12 protein-coding genes are annotated in these 12,373 nt (G+C 70.4%); 7 read left to right on the forward strand and 5 right to left on the reverse strand.

Going from position 1 to position 12,373, the window contains the following annotated elements; genetic code table 11:
* Window positions 1-22 precede the first annotated feature (22 nt).
* The gene (locus EAO70_RS07510) at window positions 23-1,462 is read right to left on the reverse strand and encodes a Gfo/Idh/MocA family protein (RefSeq protein ID WP_148002228.1); all 1,440 of its coding nucleotides are present in this window, start codon (window positions 1,460-1,462) and stop codon (window positions 23-25) included.
* A 707-nt stretch (window positions 1,463-2,169) separates the two neighbouring features.
* On the opposite strand from EAO70_RS07510, the gene EAO70_RS07520 reads away from it, so the two are divergent.
* A complete protein-coding gene (locus EAO70_RS07520; protein ID WP_148002229.1) occupies window positions 2,170-2,589 on the forward strand; it encodes an MmcQ/YjbR family DNA-binding protein in 420 nt (139 codons plus the stop codon).
* A gap of 32 nt (window positions 2,590-2,621) precedes the next feature.
* On the opposite strand, the gene EAO70_RS07525 is transcribed toward EAO70_RS07520, so the two are convergent.
* The 3 genes from EAO70_RS07525 to EAO70_RS07535 all read right to left on the reverse strand — a co-directional run bounded on the left by EAO70_RS07525 (window position 2,622) and on the right by EAO70_RS07535 (window position 6,256).
* Window positions 2,622-3,602 (reverse strand): formylglycine-generating enzyme family protein, encoded by a 981-nt coding sequence (locus EAO70_RS07525; RefSeq protein WP_148002230.1) that lies wholly within the window; start codon window positions 3,600-3,602, stop codon window positions 2,622-2,624.
* An 80-nt stretch (window positions 3,603-3,682) separates the two neighbouring features.
* Window positions 3,683-5,095 (reverse strand): sulfatase, encoded by a 1,413-nt coding sequence (locus EAO70_RS07530; RefSeq protein ID WP_148002231.1) that lies wholly within the window; start codon window positions 5,093-5,095, stop codon window positions 3,683-3,685.
* Window positions 5,096-5,188: 93 nt separating this feature from the next.
* Window positions 5,189-6,256 carry an ABC transporter substrate-binding protein gene (locus tag EAO70_RS07535; RefSeq protein WP_148002232.1) on the reverse strand — a complete coding sequence of 356 codons (1,068 nt, stop codon included), beginning with the start codon at window positions 6,254-6,256 and terminating at the stop codon, window positions 5,189-5,191.
* A gap of 368 nt (window positions 6,257-6,624) precedes the next feature.
* Between EAO70_RS07535 and EAO70_RS07540 the strand changes: the two genes are divergently transcribed.
* The 3 genes from EAO70_RS07540 (at window position 6,625) to EAO70_RS07550 (ending at window position 9,711) form a co-directional block, all read left to right on the forward strand.
* Window positions 6,625-8,055: a pre-peptidase C-terminal domain-containing protein gene (locus EAO70_RS07540; RefSeq protein WP_261992733.1), complete on the forward strand. Its 1,431-nt coding sequence runs from the start codon at window positions 6,625-6,627 to the stop codon at window positions 8,053-8,055.
* A 161-nt stretch (window positions 8,056-8,216) separates the two neighbouring features.
* A complete protein-coding gene (locus EAO70_RS07545; RefSeq protein ID WP_148002233.1) occupies window positions 8,217-9,098 on the forward strand; it encodes a MurR/RpiR family transcriptional regulator in 882 nt (293 codons plus the stop codon).
* Window positions 9,099-9,273: 175 nt separating this feature from the next.
* Window positions 9,274-9,711: a DUF6086 family protein gene (locus tag EAO70_RS07550; RefSeq protein ID WP_148002234.1), complete on the forward strand. Its 438-nt coding sequence runs from the start codon at window positions 9,274-9,276 to the stop codon at window positions 9,709-9,711.
* 67 nt (window positions 9,712-9,778) lie between these two features.
* On the opposite strand, the gene EAO70_RS07555 is transcribed toward EAO70_RS07550, so the two are convergent.
* Entirely contained in the window at window positions 9,779-10,153 is a 375-nt protein-coding gene (locus tag EAO70_RS07555) for a hypothetical protein (protein ID WP_148002235.1), read from the reverse strand.
* Between the two features lie 248 nt (window positions 10,154-10,401).
* On the opposite strand from EAO70_RS07555, the gene EAO70_RS07560 reads away from it, so the two are divergent.
* From EAO70_RS07560 to EAO70_RS07570, 3 genes are all read left to right on the forward strand, one after another.
* Entirely contained in the window at window positions 10,402-10,836 is a 435-nt protein-coding gene (locus EAO70_RS07560) for an ATP-binding protein (protein ID WP_148002236.1), read from the forward strand.
* 194 nt (window positions 10,837-11,030) lie between these two features.
* Window positions 11,031-11,561: an ECF RNA polymerase sigma factor SigK gene (sigK, locus tag EAO70_RS07565; RefSeq protein ID WP_402113477.1), complete on the forward strand. Its 531-nt coding sequence runs from the start codon at window positions 11,031-11,033 to the stop codon at window positions 11,559-11,561.
* A complete protein-coding gene (locus EAO70_RS07570; protein WP_148002238.1) occupies window positions 11,558-12,328 on the forward strand; it encodes an anti-sigma factor domain-containing protein in 771 nt (256 codons plus the stop codon). Before sigK ends, EAO70_RS07570 begins: the two co-directional genes overlap by 4 nt.
* The last annotated feature ends 45 nt before the right edge of the window (window positions 12,329-12,373 follow it).

Here is a 12,373-nt window from a genome sequence, read left to right on the forward strand (position 1 = left end):
GGACGGAGGGGCGCGGGGACGGTCAGGCGACCGGGGGCATGTCGGTCGCGCGCGAGTCCAGCCCCATCCGCAGGTTGACCCAGGAGCCCCGGGTGAAGTCGGGGATCTCGACCGGACGCCCGCCCGCCGCCAGGGACTTGACGCTCAGCGGCACGGGGGAGCACCAGGCGGCCGAGTCGTAGACGTCGATGTCCGGGACGAGCCCGGCGCGCATCAGCTGCACCGTGCGCCACTGCAGGACGTAGTCCATGCCGCCGTGACCACCGTTGTTGGCCGCGTCGTCACCGATCTTCTTCCACAGCCAGTGGTCGAACTCCTTACGGTAGGCGTCGGCGGCACGCCAGGAGTGACCGCCGTGGTCGGGCTCGACGTAGATGCGGCCGCCGTCCGTCGCCATGACGCCCGCGTAGTCCTCGAAGATGCCGCGGCTGCCCGCGAGGGTGTTGATACGGCTGTAGGGGCGCGGGGAGCTGACGTCGTGCTCGGCGCGGATGACCCGGCCCTTGGCGGTGTCGATCAGGCAGGTGACGAGGTCCCCGTTGACGTAGGTCTCCCGCCACGAGGGATGCGACCGGGGCACGAAGCGCTCACGGTAGTCGGCGAGGCCCCTCGGCTCGGTGGCGGTGGCCCGCAGCACCGTCATGCGGTCGCCGCGGTTGATGTCCATGGCCGCGGCGATCGGGGCCAGCCCGTGCATGGCGTAGAAGGAGGCGGTGCTGCGGGTGTGCCAGAGACGGCGCCAGGAATCGGTGTAGTACGTGTCGGAGAAGAGCAGTTCGCGCAGGTCGTGCAGGTAGCCGCCGTGGCCGTTCGTGATGTCGCCGAACAGGCCCTCGTGCGCCATCTTGAGCATCGCGAGCTCGTTGCGGCCGTAGCTGCAGTTCTCGGCCAGCATGAGATGGCGGCGCGTACGCTCCGAGGTGTCGACCAGGTCCCACAACTCGTCGAGCTCGGTGGCGATGGGCAGTTCCACGATGACGTGCTTGCCTGCCGACATCGCGGCCTTGCCCTGCCGGTAGTGGAACTCCCACGGGGTGGCGATGTAGACCAGGTCGATGTCGTCGCGCTTGAGCATCTGCGCGAAGGACTCGTCCGAGCCGCCGTACTCCGCGGGGCGCGGCTTGCCGGTCGCGACGAGCCGGTCCGCGGTGCGCTTGGCGCGGTCCGCCCTGATGTCGCAGACGGCGGTGACCGTACAGCCGGGGACGACGGACCATCCCTCGGCCATGCCCGACCCCCGGTTGCCGAGGCCGATGACGCCGACGCGGACGGTCCGGTGTGCGGCGTACGGAACATCGATCATGGACTTCTGGCCGGGCCTGCGCTTCGGCAGGGCCGCCGGCACGGCGCCGCCCTGCGCCACCGGGGACGCCTGGGCGCCCCCGACACCGGCGGCGAGCGCCCCGGTCGCCAGAGCTCCTCCCAAGACCAAGCGGCGTGATACTGCGGGGATGTGAGGCATGCGGAAACGCTCCTCGTCCGTATCGGTGCGTGATCGGCATCACTGACGCCCAAGACTCTGGCGGGGGTAACGCGGGCATGTCAAGAGATGCTCGATAGAGCCTCGTTACGAACAAGAACGAGCATCGCGGCTGTATGTGGCCAAGGTTGCGCGAGAGGGAGCGGTCCGCCCCGGCACCTTGGGGCCGGACGAAGGAGAAGGTGACGCGGGCGGCGGAAGGCGCCTCCGACTTGTTCGCGTCGGATATCGGCGTGACCTGCGTGACGGCCGGCCCGTCGATCATGTGCACCAGCACCCACCGCATGGCGCGGAAGGTGTCCGCTCTGCCGGCGGGTCGTGCACACGTATCCCTCAGGTCGTCGCAGCTCCCGATGAGCTCATTGGACGATTCGACGCCGCTGCGATGGGCGGCGAGAGGGCGGTCCCCAAGGGCACACAGGGCACGCGCCCTGCTCCCCGCGCAGGCCCTGGGCCTCGGCCGCCACCCCATCGCGGAGGTAGTTGAAGAACGCGAGCAGTGTCGACTTCCCGTCGAATTCGCTGCCAGGCGGACCTACGTCTCCGGCGCGATCGTGTCCCTGTCATCGAGGACACCTATCGGTATCCATGCTCGGAACACACATGACGAATCCCCCGGCTCGGCGCGCGAAGTCCCCTCGGTTCCGCCACCCGGCACGGACCGCGCGCAGGGCCGCTAGTGTCGGCGTATGTCGAGTCCTGGAGACGTGCCGCCGGAGATCCTGAACAGGCTTCGGGCCATCTGTCGGCAACTGCCCGAGTCCCATGAGGAGCCTGCCTGGATCGGGGTGCGCTGGCGGATTCGGGCGCGGACGTTCGCGCATGTCTACGCGCCGGACGTGGACCGCTCCCCGGTCTACGCCCCCTACGCGACCGAGGGCAGGGAACCCGTCGTGATGACCTTCCGGGTGCCCGACGACGACCTCCTCGGCCTGACCGCTCCGGGGTTCCCGTACTTCCGCGCCGACTGGGGGCCGAATGTCGTCGTCGCCGTGCTCGGCGACCACACCGACTGGACCGAGATCGCCGAACTGGTCACCGACAGCTACTGCGGGATGGCCCCGAAGTTCCTCGCCGCCCGCGTCCCGAACCCGCCAGTGTTGGACTGACCCGGCGTCGTGGCCTCCGGAGGAGTTCGGGCTCAGACGGGAACCGCCTGCGTCGCGTCCGCCGCCACGCGGAAGCCGATGTGGCCCGTCGACGATTCCGGAGTGTTGGCGGTCCTCGCCGAGCAGCGGTAGCGGTTGCAGTACGAGGCGTGGCACAGGTGTGAGCCGCCGCGCAGGGCCCTGCCGGGGGAGCCGGCCGCGAAGAGGTCGGCCGTCCACTCCCAGACGTTGCCGACGGCGTGGTGCAGGCCGTGGCCGTTGGGCGCGAGCGACCGTACGGGCGCGGTGCCGACCGCCGCCGTCGGACGGTCCGGGAACTCCCCGCGGAAGATCACGGCACGGTCCGGAGTCGGCGGGCCGTCGCCCCACGGGTGGCGAGCCTGGTCGAGACCCCCACGAGCGGCGTACTCCCATTCCGCCTCGGTCGGCAGTCGGCTGCCCGACCAGGCGCAGTAGGCCTGGGCATCGTTCCACGACACATGGGTGACCGGGTGGTCGAGCCGATCGTCGGAGCGGGATCCGGGCCCCTCCGGCTCTCGGTGCCAGGCGCCCGGCACCGCCAGCCACCAGTCCACGCCGGGCACCGGCTCGGCGCGCTCGCGCGCCTCCGCGCCGACGGAGCCCCGGAAGACGAACGAGTAGCCGAAGCGCTCGGCGTCCGTCCGGTACCCGGTGGCCCGGACGAAGGTCCGGAACTCGTGGTGGCTGACGGCCGTGGCGGCGATCCGGAACGGCGCCACCACCACCGTCCGGACGGGCCCCTCGCCGTCTTCGGCGTAGACGTCCTCGTCGGCCGTCCCCATCCGGAACGCACCGCCGGGCAGGGGCAGCAGCGGAGAGAAGGCCGTGATCTGTCTGACCTCGGGGGCATCGTCGCCGCCCCGCTCCCCGGACCTCTCGGAGACCTGGTGGCCGCCGCACTGCGCCCCGGCCGCCTCGTCGAGCAAGGGGAGCACGCGCACGTTCCGTTCGCGTTCGGCCGGGCGGCCGGGAGCGCAGCATTCGCGGCTCATCGGAGCCTCTCTCTTCGGATCTCCGAGGACCGCTTCGGGCCTCTTGGGGATCACTTCACAGGTGCGGTCAGACAGTGTGGTCACACGGTGCGGTCGGCGGCGAGCGCGGCCGCGAGGCCCGGGATGCCGAGAGCCTGCTCCTCTGCGGGAGTGGCCTGGTGGAGGCCGTTGCGCAGCTGGTACGGATCCGCCTGGAGGTCGTAGTACTCGCGGAACCTCACCTGCCCGGTGCCGCTCACGGTGCCGGCGGCGTCGGTGTGGAGGTCGTAGTACTCCGTGTACTGGCGGTCCTTGGCCACGTACGAGGACCAGGTGTCCTTCGGATCCGCCCCGGTGCCCTGCTTCCACCACTCGATGAGCAGATGGTCGCGGGAGTGGGAGCCGAGGAGCGAGCGGCCGTCGTGCGGAGTGTCCGGGGTGATCCCGGCGGCGTCCAGGACGGTGGGGGCGATGTCGATGTTCGCGACGATGCGGTCGTCGGTCGTACCGCCGCCGAGTCCGCCGCCGGGCCAGGACAGGTAGAACGGCACCTCGTGGGCCGGACGGTAGGGGACGGCCTTGCCGGTCAGACCGTGGTCGGCCCAGTTGAAGCCGTTGTCTCCGATGTAGATCACCAGGGTGTTGTCTAGCTGTCCCAGGGCTGCCAGCTTGTCCCGCAGGGCCTGTACGGCGTCGTCGACCGAGCGGAGGGTTCGCAACTGCTTCGCGCGTACCGTGCGGCCGTCTTCGAGCGTCTGCGTGCCGTTTCGGACGTACGCGGGCTTGTCGCTGCGGTCACCCTCCGGGACGGAGGGACGCCCGTTCCAGGCGGGCACGTCGGTGCCGGCGTACTTGGGCTCCGGCGTGAACGGACCGTGGGAGGCGTACGGGGTGACGTAGGCGAACCAGGGACGGGTGTCGGTGCGGGCCTCTTCGAGGAAGGCGAGGGCGCGGTTCTTGATCACGGTGGTGGTGTAGCCGGGGATGGTCCGCACGGTTCCGTTGACGTTGAACGTGCCGTCCGTGTACGAAGGCCGCAGGAGCGCGAAGTCCTCGAAGTGCGGCGGGTTGTCGGCGATGTCCCAGGCGTTGAGGTACTTGCCGAACAGCCCCGTGCGGTAGCCGGCCTGCTTCAAGTACCGCTGGAGCGTGGTGCGCTGATCCAGCGAGTGGGAGGCGCTGTTGTTGCGGACGCCGTGGTTGTGGGCGAAGCGCCCGGAGAAGACGGAGGAGCGAGAGGGGGCGCACAGCGGGGTGGTGACGTGCCCGTTGGTGAAACGCACGCCCTGCCCGGCCAGCCAGGCTACGGTCTTGGGCGTCGCCCACTCGGTGTGCTTGGGCTGGTCGTCGGTGACGATCAGCAACACGTTGGGCCGCGCGGCACCGGCGGCGCGGGCGGGGCCGGCGGTCACCGCGGGCAGGGCGGCACCGGCGGCCACGGCCGCGGCGGTGCCCAGGACTCCACGACGACTGGGACCGGGACGACCGGGACCGGACAATCTGGATGCGCTCATGACAATGGACCTCTCGTCTACGGGGGTGAGGCGGGCGGAGGGCTCGGGAATGGAGGCTAGGGGGGTGCTGGAGCGCATTCCATGCATGGCGTACTAAGGGTTCGTTGCCGGGGTGTTGCGGGGGCCGGTCGACGTCCGTGGGCTGGTGGACGTCGGGCATGTCCTCGCTGTAGTCGGTGACGGCGACGTCCAGAGACGCGCCGTCGTCGGTGAGCACCAGCCGGCAGGGGCCACGGGTGTGGCTTCCTTGAGGGCGATGGAGGCGACGCCGTACTTGCTGTAGATCTTGGCGACGGTGCCGTCGTCGATGAGGGCCTGGAGGGCCTTCTGGATCGCGTCGGTCAGTTCGGGCTGCCGCTTGCTGACGGCGATGCCGTTGGGCGAGGCGTTGTAGCCGCCGGGCGCGGCCGGGTCCTCGACCAGGTCGAAGGCCTTGCCGCCGTCGGCGGTCTTGGCGACCCAGCCGGCGGCCGGCTTCGTCAGGACCTGGGCGACGACCTTGCCGGAGCGCAGCGCGAGCTGGGCGTCGGAGTCCTTGGGGAAGGTCTGGATCTCCATGCGCCCCTTGCCCGCCTCGGCGCACTCGGCCTGGTGGTCCTTGAGGAGGTCGAGCTGGTTGGTGGCGGTCTGGACGGCGACCTTCCTGCCGCACAGGTCGTTCAGGCCGGCGATCTTGGCCGGGTTGTCGTTGCCGACGAGGATGCCGGATCCCGACTGGGAGTAGTCGACGAAGTCGACGACCTGCTGGCGCTCCTTGTTGTCGGTGATGGCCGACATGGCGGCGTCGAACTTTCCGGCCTGGATCGCGGGGACGATGCCGTCGAACTTCTGCGGGGTGAAGGCGAAGGTCACGCCGAGCTTGCCGCCGAGGGCCTGGCCGAGGTCGTAGTCCAGGCCGGTCAGTTCGCTTCCGCCCTCCTTCACGAACATCTCGAACGGCGGGTACGGCACGTCGGTGGCGACCCGGACCTTGCCCGCCTTCCTGACGCTGTCCGGCAGCATCGCGTGGAGCGCGGGGTCCTTCTTGATCTGGACACCGCCGACGGTGACGGGGCCGCCGGCAGCCGGGGCGGGGTCGGCGTCCCCGCACGCGGCGAGCGTGGCGAGAGCGGTGGTCGCGACGACGGCGGCGGCGAGGCGCCGGGTAACACGAGCGTTCATCGGGTCGAACCTCTCGGGAATTCGTCCGACGGTTTCGAGCCGCCGGTTCACAGCACGGAAGTTACAGACGAAAGCCCGAGTTGACCAGATGTATCGCACGTTACTTTGTTGTAACGCGCCCGGCTCACCGATGGCTCAAGCACTTCACAGCAGCTCAGAGCATGCTCAGGCGCGCTACAGGAGGCAGCAGGCGGCGAGGTCGGTCGTACATCTTCCGCTCAGGTGGGACTGGTTGTAAGTTCCGCTACCAACCCGGCGGCCTCGGTGTCACCCCTGGCGTGGCCGGGACCGTGTCCGGCGCCCGCGACCACCGCGCCGACTCCGTACCCGCGTCCCTCCGTCCGTCCCTCCGTCCACTGGAGCGCATCATGGCGTCACTCATCACCCGCAGAACCGCCCCGGCGTTGGCCGTCACCCTGCTGACCCTGACCGTGTCCGTCACCGCCCAGGAGCCCGCCGACGCGGCCGCGAACCGCGTACGGCTCGGTGCGGCCGCCGATGTCAGCCGGGCCTCGTGGAACGGCCCCGCGTTCACGATGAACGGGGCCGGTGGCGTCGTCGCCGCCTCCATGAACCGAGCGATCGGAGAGATCCGTGGCGGTACGGGAAGCATCGACGTCGTCGTGCTCGCCGGCTCGGCGCCGAGCTCGGGCAGCCAGACGCCCGAATGCGACACGGTCATGGCCCTGACCGGGGTCAACTCCTGTACGACCTGGACGCTCACCGCGGCCGCCGACGGCAACAACAGCCAGGTGAACACCGACGTGCGCAACGCCGAGTTCGTGTACTTCGCCGGCGGTGACCAGTGCCGGTACGCCGGCTGGAAGGGAACCGCGCTCGAAGCCTCCGTGGAGTCCGTGGTGGCCAAGGGCGGTGGATCGGGCGGCGGCAGCGCGGGACACCACATCAACAGCCCCGTCGTCTACGACGCCTGCAACGGCAGCGTGACCAGCAGCGAGGCGCTGGCCAACCCCTACGACCGTTACGTGAGCTTCACCACCGGCATGTTCCAGTGGGCCCACTACGGCGGGGTCATCAACGACTCCCACTTCGTCACACGTGACCGCATGGGCAGGAGCATGGCGTTCGCCGCCCGCGCGGTGAAGGACGGGCTGACCCCGGGCGGATCGGCCTGGGCCGTCGGGGTGGAGGAGGGCGGCGGGTCGCTGTTCATCGACCGCAACGGCATGGCCACCGAGTACGGCAAGGACGCCTACGTCATCCTTGCCGACCACCAGCCCGAGCAGGCCGTGGACAGAAAGCCCCTGACCTACTCGAACTTCAAGATCTGGCGGCTCACGCCGGGCACGACGTTCGACTTCGGGAACCGCCCCACCTGCGGGTACTACCTGCGCAGCGTCACCAACGGAGTCCCCGACCCCAACCTCTACAGCGGCACTCCGGTGAGCACCTGCGGCTCCCCGTCGGGCGGCAGCCTCACCGAGACCGAACCGAACGACACCCGAGACACGGCGAACGACGCCACCGGCCTCTCCTCCCCCACCGTCCTCAACGGCTCCATGAAGTCGGCCGGCGACCGTGACTACTTCAGGGTCGGCCTCGCCTCGGGGCAGACCGCGACCGTGCAGTGCGCCGTCCCCGGCGCCTACGACGCCGATCTCTACTGGCTCGACGCCTCCGGCAGCACCCTCGCGCGCTCCGTCAACGACGGGGCCGGCACGGACGAATCCGTCTCCTTCACCAGAACCGCCTCCGGAGCGGGTACGTACTACGTGGACGTGGAGGCGTACAGCGGTTCCGGATCATCGGCCTACACCTGCACACTCACCACGAGCTGACACTCCGACGCGGGTTCTGCGCGAGCGGGCGGGGGCCGCGCCGCAGAACTCTGCATCGGCCACGTAACAGGCGGTACATTCGACGGACGCTGATCAGGTTCTGACGGCGGCCGGATGCGGCGGCAGACCACCGCGAGCGGAACACACCGGAGAGGCACCCGATGAGCAGCACCACGCTGGCCGACGAGATCCGCAAGCGCCTGGGAGACCTGAGCCCGGCCGAACGCAAGGTCGCGCGGGTCCTGCTGGCCGGATACCCGGCGGCGGTCTTCGAGACGGTCGCGACGATCGCCGATCGGGCGTCCGTGTCCGCTCCCACGGTCCTGCGCTGCGCGTCCCGTCTGGGCTTCAAGGGCTTCCCCGATCTGCAGGCGGCCCTGCGCGCCGAACTGGACGCGCGCACGGCCTCCCCCATCACGCTGTACGAGACCTCCGGACCGTCGCGGCCCGGCGAGCGGGACGAGTCCGGGCAGACGACCAACCCGCGGCTGGCGACGGACCTGTCCGTGGTGCGGCACGCGGTGTCCCAGACGTTCGAGGAGGTCGCACCCCACGAGTTCGACGACGCGGTGCACCTGCTGAGCGATCCCCGCCGCCGGGTCCACGTCGCGGGCGGCAGGTTCACCCACCTCCTGGCCCACTACCTGGGCCTGCACCTGACGCAGTTCCGCGACCAGGTGCAGTTCCTCCCCGCGAGGGACGTCGAGCGGACGTCCTTCCTCACCCAGCTGGCACGGCGTGATGTGACCGTGCTGTTCGACTACCGGCGCTACGAAGCCGACAAGACGGTGATCGCCGAACTCGCCCGCGAGCGGGGCGGAAAGGTCATCGTCTTCACGGACCCATGGCTCTCACCGGCCGCAGCCCACGCGGACGTCGTCTTCACCACCCAGGTGACCTCGGGCTCCCCGTACGACAGCCTGACCCCCGCCCTCGCCCTGGTCGAGTCACTGGTAGCCGCGGTCCTGGAAAGCATCGGCGAGAAGGGACACGAGCGAATGAAGCTTTCCGAAAGCGTGGCGAGACGAACCGGCCTGATCTGATCCCGGTACCGCCCTGCCCTTCGCGCGGAGACCTTGCGTCGGCCGGTGTCGTCGGCCGACGCAAGCTCCTGGATCAGGAGGTCACGCGAGGGCGTCCGGCCCCGAGGAAACGCAGACGACACCAACGATCCGGCTGCATACGCCGGCCCGTCGTGATCAACTGAAGGGTGCCGCCATGAGCCAGTACTTCGACCTCGGCGACGAGACACTGTGGAACCCGTCGAATGGCGCTTCGCGCCTCTTCCAGCGCCAGGTAGCCGTCTTCGAGGATGAGTTGGAACTCCCCTCGGGCATCGGACCGATGGAGAACGACGAGTGCCAGATCGACCCCGACGCCTTCGCATCCTTCGTCAACGCTCTCGTGGCGAAGCACCGAAGATCCAGCCACGCCATCTGGCTCGCGCTCTCCGACGGCTTCACCGCCACAGCGCTGGTCCTCGCGGAACGCGCCGGGATCACGGTGGACTGGGTACGGCAAGGAGCCACCCCGGAAGCCCCGTTCGAGGACGTACAGGCCTCCGCCACGGGCATGTCCGCCCCTGCGCAGGGCGAAGCGTGGGCCGCGGACCTGCGCGCGAAGGCACGGGAGCTGGACCGGCGCATGGCCCGTTGACCGACAGCAGCGAGGGCCAGGCCGGCGTGCCTGGCCCTCGACTGGGGCGGGAGTGGGTCTCGATGACCTACCGGTGGTTGCAGTCCCAGTGGCCCTTCACCCAGTGGTGGTCCCAGTGGGCGGGGACGTAGACCCACTTGTACTGGCTGTCGTTGCTCCAGTAGCCCTTGTTCCAGCCACCGTGCTTGTCGTGGTGGGCGGGGTGCCACGTCTTGTGGTGGACCCACTTCTTCTCCCAGTGGCCCTTCACCCACTTCTTCTCCCAGTGCCCCTTCTTCCACTCGCACCGGTCGTGGTGGTCACCGGTCACCACGGTCGAGACGGATGTGGGCGCGGGTGCCGCGGTCGCCGTTCCGGACATCCCGAGTGCGGCGCCGCCGGCCAGCAGTCCCGCCGCCGCGGCGCTCGCCACCAGACGACGGGCACGTATGGACGTGGTCATCGGACACACCTCCCTCGTTCGATCGACTTCTGTGAGCGCGGCGAGTGGCGCCGTGAAGTACCAGGGCCGTATCGCCGTGCGGGTCATCAGGGATTCGGAGCAGCACACCCGGCGGATGAAGCACAGCGGCTGAAACTCGCCGGGAGCACGAGCCGCGAGTCGGCGCCCGGCCGCCCCTCCGCCGTCATCCGTACTCGGGGCGGCTACGAATCCCTCACACAGGAAGTTCTCGTCCCCGGAGAGCAGTCATGACCATCACCGCCTCACCCTCAGCACCCAGCGTGACGCGTCTGGCCCTGGAGCTGCCCTGGGACATGCGGAGCCCCGCCGCCGCACGTCGCAGCGCGGCCCGCCGGCTGGAATCCGCCGCCTACCCCCGTACGGCCGACGCCGTCCTCGTCGTGTCCGAGCTCGTCACCAACGCCGTCCGCCACACCCGTGGCCCCTGCCGGCTGGTGCTCACCGACGACGGCGCGTCTCTGGACGTCGCCGTCACCGACTACAGCGAGGACATGCCCGACGTCCACCAGCCCACGGACGTCGACCGGCCCGGCGGCTACGGGCTGAAGATCATGCAGCATCTCGGTGACTCCGTCCGGGTGGTCCCTCGCATCGGCGGCAAGACCGTGCATGTCACCCTGCGGATCCCCGTCCCGCCACACGACCGCCGCAGGCCCCCGTGAACACCCCGGAAGGCCGTGGACTCACCCGGCTGGCGCGGCCCACCCGGCGCTCCTCCGCGGCAGAAGGCAGAGTCGGACACGTCGGTCCGCCCCGAAGGGGCCGACCTGACCGCACGCACCCGGGCGCCCGACCGCCGAGGCTCGATGAGGGAAGACCATTGCCTCACTCACGCGAACCGACCGCCCCTCTCGACATGCTCCTGCTCCGGGCGGCGAACGGTGACCGGGAGGCGTTCGCCGACGTCTACGACGCACTGGCCCAGCCCGTCATGGGGCTGGCCCGCCGCATCCTGCGGGACGCCGGCCAGGCCGAGGAGGTCGCGCAGGACGTCATGATCGAGGTGTGGCGGACTGCGGACCGCTTCCGGCCCGAGCGCGGAACGGCCAAGGCATGGGTGCTCACCCTCACCCACCGGCGCGCCGTGGACCGGGTGCGATCCGTCCAGGCCAGCAAGGACCGCGAGGTCCGCGCCGGGATGCTCGAGACGGACCAGGACTTCGATCAGGTCGCCGAGACCGTCGAGCGGCTCGACGAACGACGCCGCGTCCACCGCTGCCTGGCGGCCCTGGAGCGCCACCACCGGGTGCCCCTGGTGCTCGCCTACTACCAGGGGATGACCTGCCGTGAGGTGGCGCACTCGCTGTCCTCCCCCGAGGGCACGGTGAAGTCCCGCATGCGCAAGGGCCTCGACCAGCTCCGCGCCTGTCTGGAGGCCGGCTCATGACCACGCCAGAGGATCCGCACCTCGATGCCGCGGCATACGTCCTGCACGCGCTGTCCCCCGCGGAGGAGACCTCCTTCGAGAACCACCTCGCGGGCTGCGAGGAGTGCCGCAGGGACGTCACCGGCTACGAGAGGACCGTCGTCGAGCTCGCCTCCGTCGAGACCGCCCCCGTGCCCGAGGACCTGCGGGCACGTGTCCTGGAGCAGGTGTCCCGCACGGCGCAGGACCGCAGGCCGCACGCCGTCCCCGCCCGTTCCGGAGGCGCCCTGCGCCGCAACGGGGTCCGGCTCGCGCTCGCCGCGASSATSSTCGCGGCGGCCGCGCTCGGTGCGGTCGCCGTCCGGGAGCACGAGCAGGCGGACGAGGCGCGCGCGCAGACGGCGCTGGCCCAGGAGCGGGCCCGCAGCGCGGTCGGCGCCTTCGCGGACATCCTCACGGCCCCCGACGCCTCGGTGCACACGGGTGAGCTCGCCGACGGCGCCGAGGCGGCGGTGGTCGTCTCCCGCGCGGAGGCGAAGGCCGCGTTCACCGCCCGCGACCTGCCCGCGCTGACGGGCGACAAGGTGTACGAACTCTGGTACGCGGGGGAAGGCGGCGACCTGCGCCCGGCCGGCCTCCTGCACGACTCCGGCGACCGCGCCACCCGCGTCCTCGACGGCCCCCTCGGCAACGCGGTCGCCGTCGGCATCACCGTCGAGCCGGCGGGCGGGTCCGACCAGCCGACCACCGAGCCCCTCGGCATCATCCCCATCAGTTCCAAGGCCTAGAAGAGATCCCGGGGGCGACTCCCTCGGGATCACAGGACGTACACG

Origin of the sequence: Streptomyces sp. adm13(2018), from assembly GCF_008042145.1 — a bacterium.
Classification (GTDB): domain Bacteria; phylum Actinomycetota; class Actinomycetes; order Streptomycetales; family Streptomycetaceae; genus Streptomyces.

Bases quoted from the DNA above. Each gene is read 5' to 3' on its own strand.
- EAO70_RS07540 (WP_261992733.1), top strand. From the start codon at position 6,625: ATGGCGTCACTCATCACCCGCAGAACCGCCCCGGCGTTGGCCGTCACC.
- EAO70_RS07545 (WP_148002233.1), top strand. From the start codon at position 8,217: ATGAGCAGCACCACGCTGGCCGACGAGATCCGCAAGCGCCTGGGAGAC.
- EAO70_RS07560 (WP_148002236.1), top strand. From the start codon at position 10,402: ATGACCATCACCGCCTCACCCTCAGCACCCAGCGTGACGCGTCTGGCC.
- EAO70_RS07525 (WP_148002230.1), bottom strand. From the start codon at position 3,602: ATGAGCCGCGAATGCTGCGCTCCCGGCCGCCCGGCCGAACGCGAACGG.
- sigK (WP_402113477.1), top strand. From the start codon at position 11,031: ATGCTCCTGCTCCGGGCGGCGAACGGTGACCGGGAGGCGTTCGCCGAC.
- EAO70_RS07520 (WP_148002229.1), top strand. From the start codon at position 2,170: ATGTCGAGTCCTGGAGACGTGCCGCCGGAGATCCTGAACAGGCTTCGG.
- EAO70_RS07550 (WP_148002234.1), top strand. From the start codon at position 9,274: ATGAGCCAGTACTTCGACCTCGGCGACGAGACACTGTGGAACCCGTCG.
- EAO70_RS07555 (WP_148002235.1), bottom strand. From the start codon at position 10,153: ATGACCACGTCCATACGTGCCCGTCGTCTGGTGGCGAGCGCCGCGGCG.
- EAO70_RS07535 (WP_148002232.1), bottom strand. From the start codon at position 6,256: ATGAACGCTCGTGTTACCCGGCGCCTCGCCGCCGCCGTCGTCGCGACC.
- EAO70_RS07510 (WP_148002228.1), bottom strand. From the start codon at position 1,462: ATGCCTCACATCCCCGCAGTATCACGCCGCTTGGTCTTGGGAGGAGCT.
- EAO70_RS07530 (WP_148002231.1), bottom strand. From the start codon at position 5,095: ATGAGCGCATCCAGATTGTCCGGTCCCGGTCGTCCCGGTCCCAGTCGT.